18 protein-coding genes and 2 pseudogenes are annotated in these 17173 nt (G+C 43.5%); 11 read left to right on the top strand and 9 right to left on the bottom strand.

Translation table 11 applies throughout. From position 1 onward, the window contains the following. Positions 1–207 precede the first annotated feature (207 nt). From napF to L1D11_RS15705, 6 genes are all read left to right on the top strand, one after another. A complete protein-coding gene (napF, locus tag L1D11_RS15730) occupies positions 208–687 on the top strand; it encodes a ferredoxin-type protein NapF (protein WP_239832849.1) in 480 nt (159 codons plus the stop codon). Positions 688–709: 22 nt separating this feature from the next. Beyond that, positions 710–1015 carry a chaperone NapD gene (locus tag L1D11_RS15725; protein ID WP_239832850.1) on the top strand — a complete coding sequence of 102 codons (306 nt, stop codon included), beginning with the start codon at positions 710–712 and terminating at the stop codon, positions 1013–1015. Then, positions 1012–3501: a periplasmic nitrate reductase subunit alpha gene (gene napA / locus L1D11_RS15720; RefSeq protein ID WP_239832851.1), complete on the top strand. Its 2490-nt coding sequence runs from the start codon at positions 1012–1014 to the stop codon at positions 3499–3501. The genes L1D11_RS15725 and napA overlap by 4 nt, the downstream gene beginning before the upstream one ends. A gap of 109 nt (positions 3502–3610) precedes the next feature. Beyond that, entirely contained in the window at positions 3611–4066 is a 456-nt protein-coding gene (locus L1D11_RS15715) for a nitrate reductase cytochrome c-type subunit (protein ID WP_239832852.1), read from the top strand. 29 nt (positions 4067–4095) lie between these two features. Further along, entirely contained in the window at positions 4096–4674 is a 579-nt protein-coding gene (locus L1D11_RS15710; protein WP_239832853.1) for a NapC/NirT family cytochrome c, read from the top strand. An 11-nt stretch (positions 4675–4685) separates the two neighbouring features. After that, positions 4686–4823 carry a TIGR02808 family protein gene (locus L1D11_RS15705; RefSeq protein WP_239832854.1) on the top strand — a complete coding sequence of 46 codons (138 nt, stop codon included), beginning with the start codon at positions 4686–4688 and terminating at the stop codon, positions 4821–4823. Between the two features lie 127 nt (positions 4824–4950). Here L1D11_RS15705 and phaC read toward each other — a convergent pair whose 3' ends face one another. From phaC to L1D11_RS15680, 5 genes are all read right to left on the bottom strand, one after another. After that, on the bottom strand, positions 4951–6777 hold the full coding sequence (gene phaC / locus L1D11_RS15700; protein ID WP_239832855.1) for a class I poly(R)-hydroxyalkanoic acid synthase: 1827 nt from the start codon (positions 6775–6777) through the stop codon (positions 4951–4953). A gap of 75 nt (positions 6778–6852) precedes the next feature. Beyond that, positions 6853–7200 carry a phasin family protein gene (locus tag L1D11_RS15695; RefSeq protein ID WP_004740115.1) on the bottom strand — a complete coding sequence of 116 codons (348 nt, stop codon included), beginning with the start codon at positions 7198–7200 and terminating at the stop codon, positions 6853–6855. 132 nt (positions 7201–7332) lie between these two features. Further along, positions 7333–8544, bottom strand: coding sequence for an acetyl-CoA C-acetyltransferase (locus L1D11_RS15690; protein ID WP_239832856.1), 1212 nt, complete (start codon positions 8542–8544; stop codon positions 7333–7335). A gap of 26 nt (positions 8545–8570) precedes the next feature. Further along, on the bottom strand, positions 8571–9311 hold the full coding sequence (locus L1D11_RS15685) for an SDR family oxidoreductase (protein WP_239832857.1): 741 nt from the start codon (positions 9309–9311) through the stop codon (positions 8571–8573). A 565-nt stretch (positions 9312–9876) separates the two neighbouring features. After that, positions 9877–10548: an SH3 domain-containing protein gene (locus tag L1D11_RS15680; protein ID WP_239832972.1), complete on the bottom strand. Its 672-nt coding sequence runs from the start codon at positions 10546–10548 to the stop codon at positions 9877–9879. A gap of 105 nt (positions 10549–10653) precedes the next feature. Here L1D11_RS15680 and L1D11_RS15675 point away from each other — a divergent pair. Then, positions 10654–11241, top strand: a pseudogene (locus tag L1D11_RS15675) (hypothetical protein). Here L1D11_RS15675 and L1D11_RS15670 read toward each other — a convergent pair. Continuing rightward, positions 11153–11347 carry a hypothetical protein gene (locus tag L1D11_RS15670; RefSeq protein WP_239832974.1) on the bottom strand — a complete coding sequence of 65 codons (195 nt, stop codon included), beginning with the start codon at positions 11345–11347 and terminating at the stop codon, positions 11153–11155. The pseudogene L1D11_RS15675 and the gene L1D11_RS15670 overlap by 89 nt on opposite strands. A gap of 129 nt (positions 11348–11476) precedes the next feature. Between L1D11_RS15670 and L1D11_RS15665 the strand changes: the two genes are divergently transcribed. Further along, positions 11477–11719 carry a hypothetical protein gene (locus L1D11_RS15665; RefSeq protein ID WP_004740110.1) on the top strand — a complete coding sequence of 81 codons (243 nt, stop codon included), beginning with the start codon at positions 11477–11479 and terminating at the stop codon, positions 11717–11719. A gap of 169 nt (positions 11720–11888) precedes the next feature. Here the strand turns inward: L1D11_RS15665 and L1D11_RS15660 are convergent, their stop codons facing one another. Next, complete coding sequence (locus L1D11_RS15660; protein WP_063525147.1) at positions 11889–12347, bottom strand: Lrp/AsnC family transcriptional regulator; 459 nt, start codon at positions 12345–12347, stop codon at positions 11889–11891. 232 nt (positions 12348–12579) lie between these two features. Between L1D11_RS15660 and L1D11_RS15655 the strand changes: the two genes are divergently transcribed. Further along, complete coding sequence (locus L1D11_RS15655) at positions 12580–13509, top strand: DMT family transporter (protein ID WP_239832971.1); 930 nt, start codon at positions 12580–12582, stop codon at positions 13507–13509. A 148-nt stretch (positions 13510–13657) separates the two neighbouring features. Continuing rightward, the gene (locus L1D11_RS15650; RefSeq protein WP_239832970.1) at positions 13658–14122 is read left to right on the top strand and encodes an exoribonuclease R; all 465 of its coding nucleotides are present in this window, start codon (positions 13658–13660) and stop codon (positions 14120–14122) included. Positions 14123–14184: 62 nt separating this feature from the next. Here L1D11_RS15650 and L1D11_RS15645 read toward each other — a convergent pair. After that, positions 14185–14370 (bottom strand): annotated as a pseudogene (locus tag L1D11_RS15645) (sensor histidine kinase); the annotation flags it as partial. A gap of 114 nt (positions 14371–14484) precedes the next feature. Next, the gene (locus L1D11_RS15640) at positions 14485–14826 is read right to left on the bottom strand and encodes a 50S ribosome-binding protein YggL (protein ID WP_239832969.1); all 342 of its coding nucleotides are present in this window, start codon (positions 14824–14826) and stop codon (positions 14485–14487) included. Positions 14827–15080: 254 nt separating this feature from the next. Here L1D11_RS15640 and L1D11_RS15635 point away from each other — a divergent pair, with 254 nt between their 5' ends. After that, entirely contained in the window at positions 15081–17108 is a 2028-nt protein-coding gene (locus tag L1D11_RS15635; RefSeq protein WP_239832968.1) for a PhoX family phosphatase, read from the top strand. The last annotated feature ends 65 nt before the right edge of the window (positions 17109–17173 follow it).

Here is a 17173-nt window from a genome sequence, read left to right as displayed (position 1 = left end):
CACACATCAAAAAACAGAGCTCCATTCAATATGTGACCAAACGCTTCGTAATTTATTGATCTAAGACAATATAGAATCCCATTTAGCCCTTAAGGGGTATTTATACAAATATTTCTAAAACTACACTACTTGTGAGGATAAATGACAACATATTAACGAAACAATGATCTACAATTACAACATCTTGGCAACATTAGTAGGCATTTAGTGGTAGACCTATCAAGACGACGCCTATTTTCCAGGCGAAAAGTAGATTCAAGCCAGATTCGATTGCCTTGGATAAACAATCTAGAAAGTTTTGCAGATGACTGCACTCGTTGCGGTAAATGTATCGAAAATTGTGAGACTAAGATAATCATTGTAGGTGATGGTGGGTTTCCTACTGTCGACTTTTCAAAAGACGAATGCACTTTTTGTTATCAATGTGCAGAAGTTTGTCCTGAACCCATTTTTAAGCCAAAGCAAGGAGAGCCTTGGCAAGCAAAAGCACATGTTTCTGATAAGTGTTTAGCGCAACAAAATGTTGAATGCCGAAGCTGTGGTGACATGTGTGAACCTATGGCCATTCAGTTTCAACTTAGAGCAGGGAGTGTTGCTCTACCAAAAATCGAGTTAGATGAGTGCAGCGGTTGTGGAGCCTGCGTATCTGTTTGCCCTACTTCAGCTATTCTTGTGATTAATGCATAAATAAAAATAATGAGAGCAATTTATGGCACTAAATGAAGTGCATATATCAAGTTTAGTCGTGCATGTGAGCCCAGAGCATTTAAACGAGATCAAAGCGGAGATCGATCAATTCGATAACGCTGAAATCTACGGAGATAGCCCTGAAGGCAAAATCATCGTGGTTCTAGAAACCGAGAACCAAGGTTTTGTAACGGACACCATCGAAGCAATAAACAACATAAAGAACGTTTTAGGGACAGCTTTGGTTTACCACCAAATCGAAACTGGACTAGACGAAACGGATTTAGAAACTGGAAGCAACAATTCTCAAATCGAGGGTGAAGTATGAAAATGACAAGACGTGCGTTTGTGAAAGCAAACGCAGCTGCATCTGCGGCAGCCGTTGCAGGTGTAACACTACCAGCAACAGCAACCAACCTGATTGCTAGCTCAGATCAAACAAAAATCACTTGGGATAAAGCGCCTTGTCGTTTTTGTGGTACAGGCTGTTCGGTACTAGTGGGTACTCAAAATGGCAAAGTGGTTGCAACTCAAGGCGACCCTGAAGCACCTGTAAACAAAGGCCTTAACTGTATTAAAGGCTACTTCCTTTCAAAAATCATGTACGGTAAAGACCGTCTTGAGCAACCTCTTCTTCGTATGAAAGATGGTGAGTTCCATAAAGATGGTGATTTCACACCTGTATCATGGGACAAAGCATTCGACGTAATGGCTGAGAAGTGGAAAGCCTCTCTTAAGAAGAACGGCCCAACTGGTGTTGGTATGTTCGGTTCTGGCCAATGGACAGTAATGGAAGGCTACGCTGCTGTTAAGATGATGAAAGCGGGTTTCCGTTCAAACAACATCGATCCAAACGCTCGTCACTGTATGGCTTCAGCGGTAGGTGCATTTATGCGTACCTTCGGTATCGATGAGCCAATGGGTTGTTACGATGACTTCGAACACGCAGACGCATTTGTACTGTGGGGTTCAAACATGGCAGAAATGCACCCAGTACTATGGACTCGTATCACAGACCGTCGTCTAAGCCACCCACACGTTCAAGTAAACGTACTGTCTACTTACTACCACCGTTCTTTTGAGCTTGCAGATACTGGTTACATCTTCAACCCTCAGTCTGACCTTGCAATTGCAAACTTCATTGCAAACTACATCATTCAAAACGATGCGGTTAACTGGGACTTCGTAAACAAGCACACGCACTTCAAACAGGCAACGACTGACATCGGTTACGGCCTTCGTGATGACGATCCACTACAGAAAGCAGCAGCAAACCCTAACTCAGGTGCAATGACTGCAATCACTTTCGAAGAGTATAAAGCAGCAGTTGCAGAGTACACAGTAGAGAAAGCATCTGAAATGTCAGGCGTATCTCAAGAGAACCTGATTAAGCTTGCGAAACAGTACGCGGATCCAAACATCAAAGTAATGTCTCTATGGACAATGGGGATGAACCAGCATACTCGTGGTGTATGGATGAACAGCCTTGTGTACAACATCCACCTTCTAACAGGTAAGATTTCTACTCCAGGTAACAGCCCATTCTCACTAACTGGCCAACCATCTGCTTGTGGTACAGCTCGTGAAGTAGGTACGTTCTCTCACCGTCTACCAGCAGATATGGTAGTTGCAAATCCTAAACACCGTAAGATTGCAGAAGAAATCTGGAAACTTCCAGAAGGCACTATCCCACCTAAGCCAGGCAAACACGCTGTTGCTCAAGACCGCGCACTAAAAGACGGTACTATCAATGCTTACTGGGTAATGTGTAACAACAACATGCAAGCTGGTCCAAACATCAACACTGAACGTCTACCTGGTTACCGTAATCCAGAAAACTTCATCGTATGTTCTGACCCTTACCCAACAGCAACTGCGCAAGCCGCTGACCTTATCCTTCCAACAGCAATGTGGATTGAAAAAGAAGGTGCTTACGGTAACGCAGAGCGTCGTACACAAGCTTGGTACCAGCAAGTAAAGACTGTAGGTGAAGCTAAGTCTGACCTATGGCAAATCATGGAGTTCTCTAAACGCTTCACTATCGAAGAAGTTTGGGGCGAAGAGCTTCTAGCTAAAGCACCTGAACTACGTGGCAAGACCATGTACGACGTGCTTTACAAAAACGGCAATGTTGATGCTTTCCCTCTGTCTGAAGCTCAAGAGCTTAACGACGACGCACAAGCACAAGGTTTCTACGTACAGAAAGGCCTATTCGAAGAATATGCAGCCTTTGGTCGCGGCCACGGTCACGATTTAGCACCATATGATCGCTACCACCAAGTTCGTGGTCTACGTTGGCCAGTTGTTGATGGTAAAGAAACTCAATGGCGCTTTAAAGAAGGTTCAGATCCATATGCGAAAGCAGGCTCTGGTTGGGATTTCTATGGTAAGCCAGACGGTAAAGCACTGATCATCAATGCTCCATACGAGGCGCCACCAGAAGTACCAAATGATGAGTACGACATGTGGTTATGTACTGGTCGTGTTCTTGAGCACTGGCATACAGGTACTATGACTCGTCGTGTACCAGAACTTTACAAAGCAGTACCGGATGCACTTTGTTACATGCATCCTGCTGACGCTAAAGCTCGTGGCCTACGCCGTGGTGATGAAGTTCTTATTGAAAACAAACGTGGTGAAGTTCGTGTGCGTGTTGAAACTCGCGGCCGTAACCGTCCACCACAAGGCTTGGTATTCGTACCATTCTTTGATGCAAGAATTCTGATCAACAAGTTGATCTTGGATGCAACGGATCCTCTGTCTAAACAGACGGACTACAAGAAGTGTCCAGTTAAGATCACTAAAGTTGCTTAAGCCTTAGGCTTAGAGAAACGATCTTAAGTATTTAATATTGCGGCTACTTTTTCACCATTTAGAAAAAGTAGTCCTCTCAAAGAATTAGCCTTTAGGCGGAGAAATTAACATGAAAAAACTGATTACTGCCCTACTATCAGCCGGTCTTTTGTTAGCTGGAGTGGCTCAAGCTGAACTGGATAACCCTGGCGGCATTGGTGGCGTAGAGTCTTTACGTGGTGCAAGTGAGCTTGAGGCAACGCGTGCAGCAGACGACTTCAAAAAGTACCCTCGCGAGCAAGTACTTGAAAGTGATTACGTATACCAACCACCATTGGTACCACACAATATCCGTAGCTACGAAGTGTCTCTAAACGCAAATAAATGTCTGTCTTGCCACAGCTGGAAAAATGCGAAAGAGATGGGTGCAACAAAAATTAGTGTTACTCACTACATGAACCGTGAAGATGCAGTACTTGCTGACGTTTCACCTCGTCGTTACTTCTGTCTGCAGTGTCACGTTCCTCAAGCTAATGCAAAACCGTTAGTAGAGAACGAATTCAAACCTGTTGACTCACTACGCTAATCTTAGTCGTATTGTAGAGAGGCGATTATATGAAATTACTAAAAGCGTTTTGGAAAAGACTAACAACTCCAAGTAAAGCAGCCGTAGGCCTTGTGCTTTTCTTGGGGTTCTCTGGCGGTCTTTTGTTCTGGGGTGCATTTAACACGGGTATGGAAGCAACCAATACAGAAGAATTCTGTTCTGGCTGTCACGCACCTATCGTTGAAGAGATCCAAGATACAATTCACTATTCTAACCGTTCAGGCGTTCGTGCAATCTGTTCAGACTGTCACGTACCACATGAATGGACGGATAAAATTGTTCGTAAGGTTCAAGCATCAAAAGAGCTGTACGCTCACTTTATTGCTAAGACAATTGACACGCCTGAGAAATTCAAAGAGCGTCGTCATCACTTAGCGGAGCGCGAATGGGCTCGATTGAAGAAGAACGATTCACTTGAGTGTCGTAACTGTCACCAGTTCGATTACATGGATTTCTCTGAGCAGAGTCCTCGTAGTGCAAAACAACACTCAACAGCGCTGGCTTCTGGTGAGAAGACATGTGTAGACTGCCACAAGGGTATCGCACATAAGTTACCAGACATGCACGGTGTTGAAGGCTGGCAATAAGGAGCAATTGAATGAGTACTTTAGAAAGCGTGATTTGGCATATACTAGGTTACAGTGCTATGCCATTTATCATTCTTGCCGGCTTCGTAGGTGTTGCAGCCGTATCTCTTTGGATTTTATCTATGGGTAAAGACAAAGAAATGGATTAAGAATCGAATCAACTTTTTTCCTACTTTTGATACGTTAGGGATAAGTTAAAGTTGAAAAGCCACTGAGTTCAGTGGCTTTTTGTTACCTGCGGTTCTGTCTTATTGCTGCAAAGTATCCATACGAAAACTACGCGTCGCTTGGTTGACCGCCTTTCTCAGTGACTTCTGTATCGCTCTCAGCTTTATCGACAATTGGAAGCACCTGTTTTACGTAGTTACCTGGTGCCTTACCAATCACAGGATATAACTCAGAACCTTGATTGAACGGTTCAATCTTTTCACCCGCTTCAAAGCCTTGTAGCCATTGATTCCAGTGTGTCCACCAAGAACCTTCATTGTGAGTAGCATTCGATAGCCACTCGTCCGCAGAATCATCTAAGTTGTCGTTTAGCCAGAATCCGTACTTTTTCTTGTCTGGGTGATTAACAATGCCTGCAATATGACCAGACTCTCCAAGCACAAACGTTTTATTGCCACCGGTATTCAGTGCACCACGGTAAGTCCCCTGCCATAAGGCAATATGATCTTCTTTAGCCGAGATGAAGTAGCTTGGTATTTTGATCTTATTCAGATCAACCCAAACACCGCCTACTTTCACGCCTTTGTCTTGAACCAGTTTGTTTTCAAGATAAAGCTCTCGCAGCAAGAAGTTATGGCATTTAGCCGCAACGTTAGTGCTATCACTGTTCCAATACAACAGATCAAACTCCATTGGGCTGCTGCCCTTGAGGTAGTTATCGATGTAGTAGTTCCAGTACAAGCTGTTTTCACGAAGCAAACTGAACGTTACGCTTAATGAACGACCATCCATGAAGCCTTTAGCGTCGTTCTGTTTCTCAATGGCGTTAATGATCGTTTCATTGATATATGCGCCAACCTCTCCCGGCTGAGAGAAGTCTAATAGAGTCGTAAAGAAGGTCGCGGTTTTAATGCGTTTCTTCATACGCTTAGCTGCATAATAAGCGACTGTTGAAGCCAATACGGTTCCGCCAATACAGTAACCCGCAGCGTTGATCTGCTCTTTGCCGGTAATGTCTTCAATTGCGGTCACAGCTTTCGCTACACCTTCAGTAACATAGTCACCAAACTCTAACTCTTTCTGTGCTTCACTAGGATTGCGCCAAGACATCATGAACACACTATGCCCTTGTTCAAGCAACCAGCGAACCATCGAGTTCTTCTCACGAAGATCGAGAATGTAATACTTATTGATAAACGGCGGCACGATCAGCAAGGGCGTAGCATTAACCTGAGGCGTTTTCGGGTAGTATTGAATCAGTTCGAACAATTCATTTTGAAAAACAACGTCCCCTTCTGTATTGGCAACATCTACTCCCAACCGGAATGCATTATTGTTAGTCATACGGATCTTGAGGATATCAGCGCTTGCTTCAACATCAGCCTGCAATTGCTCAAGCCCATCGATCAGGTTTTCACCATTTCGCTCGAGCGTCAATTTCATCAGCTCTGGGTTTGTCGCAATAAAGTTGCTCGGCGAAAGTGCGTTAATCGCTTGACGTGAGAAGAACGCAACACGCTCTTTAGTTTTCTCATCAATGCCGTCAATTGAGTATATGGTGTCCATATAGCTTTTGCTAAACAACAGATAGGATTGCTTTATAAAACTATAAAATGGGTCGTTTTTCCACGCTTCATCAATAAAGCGTTTATCACTGCGATCTTCAGTAATGACACTCTCTGTGTTACCCATCAATGCGGCGTTTTGCCAGATCTTAAGTTGTTGCTCCCACCATTGGGATTGTAACTGAAGGAGTACAGCGGGTTGTTTAGCGGCTTGCTCGAAGATTTTCGATGCATCGTCAAAATTCAATTCTTGCATCGCTTGGTTTAGGGGAGATTGCGCGGCTTCCTTGTTTTGTTCAAAGTTGTCCCACCATTGCTGGTTTGTTTGTTGAAGTTTAACAAGGTAGTCCGAAAAGAAGTGTTGAAACATAACATGACTCCAATAATCGGAAAATCGCCACCGAGCCTCACAGTAAACACTGCGCTAACTCGATGGCGATTGAATTTATGCAGGTGTAACTGTTTTCAAGTTTTCAGTTGTTAGTGTTTCAACGTCTTCTTTGAATTCTTTCGCCACCGCTTGCAGCTTTGCGCTGTCGCTCATCATCTGTTGAGACAGTTGAGTTAACGCTGCTAGTTGCTGGCTGTTGAATGCAGTAAGGCTGTTCACATCTTTAATTTCACTTACCGCTTTCATTTGAGCAAGACCCATGTCCGTATAAGTCTTCATCGCATTCATTTGCAATTCCGTCATGGTTTGAACGTTCTTTGCAACTAACTTGTTGAACTTAAAGTACGGTTCAAATTGCTTTTCAGTTTGGTCAGTGATTGTTTTGAAAATATCCGTGTACATAAGTAACTCCTGATGAATACATAGTTTAGTAAATTCGTACTTGTATCGTTTCAGCCAAGGCATTATTGCTCACTAACGCACCTTGTAGACTGCCGCGATAAATTGTTTAGTTTGCCAATGATACGTCGGGGGTTAGCCTTCAATACTCTTTAGCAAAACAGCGGTTCCCATTCCCCCACCTACACAGAGTGAAGCAACACCATAAGTGCTCTCTTGCTCAAGCATTTCGTGAATAAGTGAGACAATGATTCGATTCCCCGATGCGCCTAGTGGATGCCCAAGAGCAATCGCGCCACCATTGACATTCACTTTTGGTTTAAAGGCTTCAAGAGGTAGATCGTGTTGCTCTGAAAGCTGATACATCACACCTAAAGCTTGAGCCGCAAACGCTTCGTTTAACTCAAACAGATCAACTTGTTCGAGTGTTAAGTCAGCCTTATCCAGCGCTTTAGATAGAGCCTCTACTGGACCCAAGCCCATGATCTTTGGGTCTAATCCAGATTGTGCGTAGCTTGTTAGCTCTACCAGTGGTGTCAGGCCGTATTTCGTTACAGCACTCTCTGAAGCCAAGATGATTGCACTCGCGCCATCATTAATGCCCGAAGCGTTGCCCGCAGTGACCGTACCTTCACGGTCGAATGCAGGACGAAGCTTTTGCAAACCTTCGAACGTTGCATCCGCTTTCGGATATTCATCGGTATCAAAGGTGACGGTCTGTCTGCGCTGTTTCACTTCAACAGGCACAATTTGGTCAGCAAACTTACCCGCTTCAATCGCAGCTACCGCTTTTTGTTGGCTTTCTAGCGCGTAGTTGTCTTGAGCAAGACGCGAGATATTCAATGCATTCGCAATGTTCTCTGCTGTCACACCCATGTGATAATGATTGAACGCATCCGTCAGGCCATCGCCAACAAGCAGATCTTTCATCGAAATGTCGCCCATTTTGTGTCCGTTACGAATACTTGGCGGAACCACGAAAGGGATTTGAGACATCACCTCCACGCCCGCAGCAACTACGATTTCTGCATCTTGGGCTTTAATATGAGCTGCAGCGTCCATGACTGATTTCATACCACTACCGCAGATCATGTTAACGCCGTAAGCTGGAGTCTCTTCAGGTAGCCCTGCGTAGATTGAAGCCTGACGTGCAACGCCCATACCTTGACCAGCGGAAATCACATTGCCTACAATCACTTCATCAATGACATCTAAAGGAAGCTCTACTGAGTCCAATGCACCTTTGATCGCAACACCAGCCAATTCACCTGCTGTAATACCTTTCAATGAACCCGTAAATGCACCAATAGGCGTGCGTTTTGCCGCAACTATAAATACTTTTTCCATCATTCAATCCTTGTCAGTTTCTGCAATTAGTGCATGTATAAGCCGCCATTTACAGACAAAGTCTCGCCCGTAATATACGCACCAGAATCACTTGCTAGGAACCCAACCGCTTCGGCAATTTCCACAGGCGTTGCTAAACGTTTCATTGGGATTTGGTTTTTGATTGAATCCAATACTTCAGGCTTCATTTGTTCAACCATTGGCGTTGCGGTGTAACCCGGAGCAATAACATTAACGGTCACGCCGCTGCGCGCACCTTCTGCTGCTAATGCTTTCGAAAAACCAATCATTCCCGCTTTTGCTGCAGAGTAGTTGGTTTGCCCAAATTGACCTTTAAGGCCATTCACTGAGGAGATATTGATAACTCTGCAGTTACCTTTCTCACACATAGGAGCGAATAGAGGTTGAGTCACATTAAACAAGCTGTTCAAGTTCGTTTCGATAACCTCTTTCCACGCTTCGGCGTTCATCTTTTTAAATACGCTATCACGTGTAATGCCAGCGTTATTAACGAGAACATCAACGGTTCCCTCTTCCTCTAACAACTTGCTCAAGCTCAATGCGCACTCTTGTGTGTTGGTGACATCCAATTCAAACAATCTCACTTGATCTTCAGTAAATTGTTTCTCGTTGAACCACTCCAGCGCACACTGATAATTTCCAGTAAAATAAGTCGCAATCACACGATACCCATCAGCGACTAGCTTAGAAGATATTGCCGATCCGATACCGCCCTTTGACCCTGTAATTAAAGCAAGTTTTTTCATTAATGGTTCCATCCCTTACAAACAATTAAAGTAACAATGATGTTAATAAGATAATGTCTTACTCGACAATTAATCTTTTCGTTTCGCTTTAATTAAACACTACATATAAAAATCAAAAATTATTATTACAAACAGAAAATAATTTCCATTAATCTATGAAAATCTGACTTGCGTCTCAAAAATCGTGAAATGTTAAGAATATGTGAAATGCACGCAAGCTTATGATTTTGAATTAATTTTTTAATGGCACTTATGTCAACACAAAGGGTAAGTCACTGTAAAGCAAAGAGAAAACTATAATCCAAATCTTGTTTCAATAAGAATGCAATATTATAAATATAATTAATTGACCGGAAGAATATTAGCAATAGAATTATCTCTTATTAATAAATCTATCTTATTTATCCTATAAAGTGCTCAATATGAATTTAAAGGTAAAATGATTGAAACTCCATTGTCTAAATAATAAAAAAGCCCACTCTATTGCAGAGTGGGCTTTAATAATTAATTAATAACTTATAGTCTAGCGACGGTTACATTCTCAATAGTAATACTTGATTGTCTCTTAATCTATAAATATTTCATTGGTATTTACATCAAGATAAATTTTGTTTTCAAGAGATAAACCACCGCAGTAGATAAAGTAAACATCGCGCTCGCTATACCGAACTGATTTTACCCAACCACCTAACTCTTCAAAGTCACTTGGTTCGCACTCACCTTCAGAAATCAACTTAGCAACTGAGTTACGAAATTTCTCTTGGTACAACTTAAGATCGTCGGACTTAACTAAGTAAGAGTCTAATATCTCTTTGTTTTCCTTATCAGAAATAACCACTTCATCATTCGAGAGACCTGACATCGCCACCCATTCGGCAATCTTTGGTCCCCCTTCTTTCAGAACAATATAATCGGAAATACGAGCCCAATCCCCCTGCTTCTCAAGTACTTCGACCTTTTCGCCTTTGTAGAGGTAGTCCGTTATCAAGCCATCAATCTCAGGCTGTTCTACCACCTCGAGCTTTCTATCTAACACATAAAACTCTGTCTGCTCTGGCTCAGGTTGTAGTTCCATAACTGGCTTTAATTCAGATATAGGTTGCTCCATAGTTTCAGCAACGGGCTCTTCAACTTTTTCTGGTGGCGTAGGATCTTTCTTCATAATGAAGAAGTAGTACGCAGCGCCTCCTCCACCCAAGATTAACAATACAAGTAAAGCGATCAGCGCTTTTTTCATTCAATCCACCAGCTTATCCGTTTGAAGTGAATTTCCAGTGTACATCAACTCACGCATCAGCTCATCTATACTCTATATTGAGAACATCGTAAGTAGAGGAAGGTCATGAGTTTTTGGGTTAAGGTTCTGATCATAAACGTATCTTTGAGTGCTAGTGTGGTAATAGCTGGTGAATGTAACAGTGAGAGTTGGCAAACGCTGCTAGCTCGTCAGCTCACCTTTGAAACTCGCTATAACCAATACACAAAAGAGTTCAATCAAGTTCTCTCAACCTATGAGTCACAGACCCTACTGTCTAAACATTTCACTGGAGAGCAAGTCGTTGAACTTTGGGCAAAATACGAACAAAAATTTAATACACAGCTCAACAGCCACATGAATACCGCTTACGATATCTCCGAAGTTCTGCTTAAACAGTCCTATTTAGTATCTACCGAACTAGAAGACGCTCGCTCTCTTGCTCAACTATGGGAAGCAATGGCTCAAGATTGTGATAAAGCCAAGCTAATGCGCCAGTCAGAAAGTGCACTGTCACATGTGAAGAGCTCGTAGTCTCTCTCACAAGACCTTAATGTGCTGAGTGAAAAGTTCAGGCAACTATCGTTTAGGTATCGTCAGGAAGCAACAATGATCGATGCTGCGCGCCAATCAAATGAACGGGAAAGCGTTCAATCAAACGAACCGCTTCGCTAGATTTATCTGCAAAATCAGCTAGGTCTGATGAAAATGTATTCAACCCAGCCTTAATCAAAGCTTTATCAATAACCTGTAAAACTAATGTGCTAACTATCAACAACAAAGTTCAATTTCCAACCAATGCAAGTGATTATATGAGAGATTCATCACAAAATAGATTTACAAACGCCAGAAAATTGTTATCATGAATCTTCATATAACTTAATAACAAGAAACATTTTGGCTAGGTAATATGCAAAAAACTATGGCTTTCAACTGCTTGAGTAACACGGAATGGACTGCAGAGATAAGAGCTAAGCTTTTATCTGTAGCTAAACACATGGAAGAGTTCGGTTCAGTAAGTGAATTAGAGCTATGTAAGATATTTGGAGAAACAATCTGGAATGACGGTGTGGATTATCATTCACATGCTTTTTCATTCAGAATTAATGCACAAACTGGAGATTGTTCAATCTCTAACTTTAAGTATCACTAAGTTTTGCACCTATCATATACGGAGTACCTTTCACGAGGTGCTCCGTTTTTTATTGCCGAGAGTCTGCCATTTTGTGTGAGTTTTTTGGTGGTCTAACACTCTTCCAAGACGAGCAAATCATTTCGTTTTCAGCTCACTCTCCCCAATAACAACTAAACTTTCCATCGGGTTAGTCGGTATACACTGGAAGCGGCGCATTACCTTTTACTTGCCTTATCGCTAAGTGAGTATGGATGTCTTTGACGTTAGATAGCCGCTGAAGTTTTCTAGTAAATGCTTCATAGGCCATTAGGTTTGGGCTAACCACCTCCAAAAGATAGTCATAAGCGCCAGAGACAACATGGCAACTGATCACCTCCTCCATCTCGACAATCGCACCTTCGAACTTATCGATCGACACTTCTTGGTGATTATTTAGACTCACTTCGACAAACACACTCATTGCCACACCCACTTTTTCTCGCGACAAGCTCACGCGATAGCCGTCGATAATCCCTTTTTCTTCAAGCCTTTTTATACGCCTAGCACATGGAGACGCAGATAACCCGACCTCCTCGGCGAGTTCAGCCGTTGTCAATCGACCATCTTTTTGCAGCAGTTCAAGAAGGTGTCTATCTATTCTGTCCATAACGCGACTTATCCTTGGGTATTAAAAAGAGCAATGAGAGCAGCCCCCTTTTTAGATGTATCACCAATCAACGTGGTAAACATAAAAGGCAGCATCAAGGGTTGTAATCACCAACAATTAGCATCATGTTAGCAAAAATCACCAACAGTAAGTAAAGTCTCATTCAATTTTGCCAACTTGAGGCACGTAAATCCCCTCATAATGAATCACCATTCACTTGTTTGTTTATATTATGAAGCTTGGCTATCTTTCCATTACTGTCACTTTGCTGATCTGGGCAAGTTTTTTTCTCTCACTGAAAGGCGGAGCCAATTCAAATTTAACGCCCGCAGACATCGCTCTCACACGCTTTTTCATACCAGCCCTCGTGCTACTACCATTAGTGTGGAAAGCCCGTAACATCGTCACTACGGTCCCTACAAAATACTTACTCGGTATGTTCATCGGTAGTGGCCTGCCTTACTTGCTTGTTGCTGGTACAGCGATGCAATTCGTTCCGGTTTCTCACGGAAGTGCTTTAGTACCCGGGACACTGCCTCTATTTGTTACAGGCATTGCGGTCCTCTTTTTTAAGCAACCACTGAGCAGACATCGAGTCGCGGGATTAGCAATGGTGTTACTCGGAATCATGCTGTTTTTAGGCGCGAGCTTAAGCAGTTTCAACTTCGGATACATCAAGGGACACATGCTATTCTTATGCGGAAGCTCGATGTGGGCGATATTTACAATTTCTGCTCGTGTGGCCAATCTTGACGCATTGTTAAGTGCTGGCCTCATCTCTCTCTGCTCGACGTTACTATTATTACTTTTCATCGTTACTGGGACGCTCCCTAGCCATCTAGCAGACACACCCATCACTCAATGGCCACTTACCGAGCTTGCTGTGCATTCTTCAGTACAAGGCGTTGGCGCAGGTTTAATAGCGGCGTTCACATACCTTTATTCAGTAAAGACCTTAGGAGCAGAACGATCGGCTGCATTCGGCAGTGCAACACCCGCAATTGCGACTCTGCTGGCTATCCCAATGTTTGGCGAGATCCCTGACACGCTAACCTGGCTGGCTCTTGGTTCTATTTGTATTGGCAGCTTAGTGGCTAGCAATATCTTTATGAGAAATGATCAATCAATGCAGTATCAGCCTCCCGCTCACAGCAAGGCTTAACTGCGCTTGCTCAAGCATTCCTACTACTCACTTTCACAACAACGATGTCTAGATAAGCCTACCTTTGCAGGCTTATCTAAAATCTTCTTTTTCTCAGCCTGCTTCTCTATTAAACTGTGCGACCTTTTTGCCGATTCAAGAGAACACCATGCAACGCGACTACACCTTAAATTGCTTAATCACCATGCCTCGTCATGAACTAGAAGAATTTAGTTTAAGAATGATCCATCGCCTTGTTCCTGAAGACGCAATGACAGAGCTATTCACATTCGAACAAGAAGAAGTGACCAGCGAAGAGCGCATGCAATCAGCGAAGTTCGATTCAATGCTACGAATGACAGCGATTGCATTAGGCGAAGTAAACCTAGCATTCTCTGAATCAGAAAACTCACAACAAAACATTGAACGCATGACTCGCCTGCTGTTATGGCATTTCTACTCGATCTCTTTCAACCTTGAAGAAGCGATCGCAATTGAAGTGCACTGTGAGAAAGTTGAGAAGATCTTAAAGAACGCACCAAAAGATGCGTTTGGTTGGGTTAAAGAACTCACAGAGCTGCTTCACTTCTATGCAAAAGTGAATGAAGGCAACGAAGAGAAAAATGACGCGTAACGTCCCTTAATCTTCAACAGGCTGCCGCAAAACAGCCCTGCTCATTACAAAGGCAGAATGAACTACACAGAAGGCAAGTAAAAGCTTTGCTGAAATGAGCTCTCTGCCTTTGTTGTTTTTAGTACGCTGTGATGCAGCATCAATATCGACTGCGCATTTTTAGTCCCGATACCCAATGAACCATTCGGCGCGTCACGCTCCACTCCATTGTGAATAACCACCCTAACCCGCTTCGAATCCTTCTCTAAGTCAAAACGCAAAAAGGCCGAATCGAATTGCCGATTCGGCCTCTGTTTTGTATATTGTTACTCGTCCAAAAGGTCGTGTTGCTCTCTAAGCAAAGCTAACGCTATAGGATCAACTTAGAACGCGTAGTTTGCGTCAATCAGCTCGCTTACTTCAACTTTCGTCACTTCAGCACGCGCTTCAAGCCATTGTGCAACCTGAAGTTGTTCAGCTTCAGTTACTGAACGGTATCGCTCGATCGAACATAAGAAACCTTCAAACAACTCAAGGCCGCCACCACCAAAGCACAAATCAATGCTATCGATGAAGTCGATGAATTCATCAATGAACACATCGTATTGGTCAAAATCAGTAATCGATGTTTTGCAGCTTACTTCAAAGCCAAGAATCGCGAATTCACCCAGGTATAGCTTTTTACGTAGACGACGATTTTTGTTTTCGATCTTATCTAATTTCATAACTGTCTCTCTCTTCGTTTGATCAAGCATTTATACACAGTTCTAACGCAATGCCCAAGAGTTTTATCTTACATAAAAACCCTTGAGACAAAAATCGTGCTACAGAAACAAAAGCTTAATAAAAACTATAAAAATCTGTCACTTTACTACTTCACGATTGGTCACAAATTTACCCAAGTTATTAACCAATTAGTTATTAACTTTGTAAGTCATAAATAACAAATAATAAAGTCAACCAATAGGAAGCAGTTGCGATGAGCAAGGAAACATTTGATAGTACTCGTTTTAACAAGAGTAACAACAAACCCTTTGAAGAGGTTCTAGAAGCAAACCTTTCAAGAAGAAACGTTTTGAAAGGCGGCTTAGGCATTAGCGCAATGACCGCCTTTGGTGCATTCGGTTTAAGTGGTCACAGCACAGCTAACGCGTCAACAATGCAAGCTACGGGCGCGCAAAAAAGTACTGCGACACTAGCATTTGAATCGGTTAAAGGCTCATTAACAGACAGCGTGGTTGTGCCTAAAGGCTATACAGCACAAGTGCTAGTTCCTTGGGGAACGCCTCTCAATAAGCAAGGCAATGCTTGGCTAAAAGACGGCACCAACAATGCACAGGACCAAGCTAATGCTCTAGGTATGCACCACGATGGCATGCACTTCTTCCCGCTTGATGGCAACAGCAATGATGGTTTGTTGGTCATCAACCACGAATACATTGACCAAAAAGCATTGCACGCTAACGGCCCGACATACAATGAAGGCGCTCGTCCTAACATTGATGAAGTACGCAAAGAAATCAACGCCCATGGCGTTAGTGTGGTTCGCGTAAAGCTTGAAGGTAATCAATGGGTAATGGTCGATAACGATCCACTTAACCGCCGCTACACAGGCGCGACCGTAATGGATCTTTCTGGTCCTGTCGCTCACAGTGAGTTTACCAAAACCAAATTCTCACAAGACGGCAGCCAAGCTCGTGGCACATTAAATAACTGTGGCAACGGCTACACACCTTGGGGCACTTACCTCACTTGTGAAGAGAACTGGCCGGGTTACTTCGTCAATAAAGGGGCAACTACACCAGCTCAAGAGCGCATAGGTATCGCGACAGATAAAACTCGCTACGGTTGGGACACGCTTTCTGGTGACAAACAAGAGCGCTTAGATGAGTTTGCACGCTTTGATGTAACTCCAACAGCTGATTCTCCTGTGGACGATTACCGCAACGAAGCACACGGTCACGGTTACATTGTTGAGATCGACCCATACACAGCAAACTCACGAGCGAAAAAGCGTACCGCTCTAGGTTGCTTCCGTCATGAAGGTTGTACGTTTGGTAAGTTAACCGAAGGCGAACCAATCGTATTCTACTCGGGTCACGACTCTCGTTTCGAATACCTGTACAAATTTGTTTCTGAAGCGAAATGGGACCCACGTGACGCTGAGCCAAGCAACCGCCTAAGCGCGGGCGACAAGTACATGGACAAAGGCACGCTATATGTGGCGAAGTTCAACGACGATGGTTCAGGCACATGGCTGCCATTAACACTAAGCAGCAAAACCACAAACGGTGGCAAGCTAGGTGATAGGTTTGATTCACAAGCCGCACTTATCGTCAATACAGCAGGTGCTGCTGACCTTGTAGGTGCAACACCGATGGATCGCCCAGAATGGTGCTCTGTTGACCCAATGACAGGTACGGCTTACCTAACACTAACCAACAACAACAAGCGTAAAGAAGCGAATTCAGCGAACCCTCGTGTAAACAACAAGTTTGGTCATGTTATCCGTTGGAATGAAGGCAAAACGGCGGGCGAATTCGATTGGGATATCTTTGTATTCGGTTCTCCTGCTGTGGATGATAAGTCTATCAACCGCTCAGGTCTAACAGACATGAACCAATTCGCGAGCCCTGATGGCTTAGCGTTTGATGCACGTGGCATCCTATGGATTCAAACGGATAACGGTGCAGACGAAGTAACGGGCTATACCAATGACCAAATGCTTGCTGTCGTTCCGTCTCAATTAACGGATGACCAAGGCAACAGCGCGGTGATCGATGCAAACAATCAAGCACAGCTAAAGCGTTTCTTCGTGGGTCCAAACGGTTGTGAAGTGACTGGCTTTACCATCAGCCCAGACTTCAAATCACTATTTGTAAACATTCAACACCCTGCGAACTGGCCATCTTCAGACGATGCAACGGCTCAGACTCAAGGTAACGTTCGTCCACGAGCATCTACCGTTGTGATTCGCCGTGAAGACGGTGGTGAGATCGCGGTTTAACAAACAACGCAATGCAGCATTAGTTATCTATTTACTACAAAAAGAGCGATAAGGCCAAATGCCCT

Source organism: Vibrio sp. Isolate32 (assembly GCF_022397955.1).
In the GTDB taxonomy this organism is placed as follows: domain Bacteria; phylum Pseudomonadota; class Gammaproteobacteria; order Enterobacterales; family Vibrionaceae; genus Vibrio.
The sequence above is the reverse complement of the archived record's forward strand: the minus strand, read 5'-3'. Positions and strand labels throughout refer to the sequence as shown.

Coding starts and splice junctions, on each gene's coding strand:
- L1D11_RS15725 (WP_239832850.1), top strand. CDS start 710: ATGGCACTAAATGAAGTGCATATATCAAGTTTAGTCGTGCATGTGAGC.
- napA (WP_239832851.1), top strand. CDS start 1,012: ATGAAAATGACAAGACGTGCGTTTGTGAAAGCAAACGCAGCTGCATCT.
- L1D11_RS15715 (WP_239832852.1), top strand. CDS start 3,611: ATGAAAAAACTGATTACTGCCCTACTATCAGCCGGTCTTTTGTTAGCT.
- L1D11_RS15710 (WP_239832853.1), top strand. CDS start 4,096: ATGAAATTACTAAAAGCGTTTTGGAAAAGACTAACAACTCCAAGTAAA.
- L1D11_RS15705 (WP_239832854.1), top strand. CDS start 4,686: ATGAGTACTTTAGAAAGCGTGATTTGGCATATACTAGGTTACAGTGCT.
- phaC (WP_239832855.1), bottom strand. CDS start 6,777: ATGTTTCAACACTTCTTTTCGGACTACCTTGTTAAACTTCAACAAACA.
- L1D11_RS15695 (WP_004740115.1), bottom strand. CDS start 7,200: ATGTACACGGATATTTTCAAAACAATCACTGACCAAACTGAAAAGCAA.
- L1D11_RS15690 (WP_239832856.1), bottom strand. CDS start 8,544: ATGGAAAAAGTATTTATAGTTGCGGCAAAACGCACGCCTATTGGTGCA.
- L1D11_RS15685 (WP_239832857.1), bottom strand. CDS start 9,311: ATGAAAAAACTTGCTTTAATTACAGGGTCAAAGGGCGGTATCGGATCG.
- L1D11_RS15680 (WP_239832972.1), bottom strand. CDS start 10,548: ATGAAAAAAGCGCTGATCGCTTTACTTGTATTGTTAATCTTGGGTGGA.
- L1D11_RS15665 (WP_004740110.1), top strand. CDS start 11,477: ATGCAAAAAACTATGGCTTTCAACTGCTTGAGTAACACGGAATGGACT.
- L1D11_RS15660 (WP_063525147.1), bottom strand. CDS start 12,347: ATGGACAGAATAGATAGACACCTTCTTGAACTGCTGCAAAAAGATGGT.
- L1D11_RS15655 (WP_239832971.1), top strand. CDS start 12,580: ATGAAGCTTGGCTATCTTTCCATTACTGTCACTTTGCTGATCTGGGCA.
- L1D11_RS15650 (WP_239832970.1), top strand. CDS start 13,658: ATGCAACGCGACTACACCTTAAATTGCTTAATCACCATGCCTCGTCAT.
- L1D11_RS15640 (WP_239832969.1), bottom strand. CDS start 14,826: ATGAAATTAGATAAGATCGAAAACAAAAATCGTCGTCTACGTAAAAAG.
- L1D11_RS15635 (WP_239832968.1), top strand. CDS start 15,081: ATGAGCAAGGAAACATTTGATAGTACTCGTTTTAACAAGAGTAACAAC.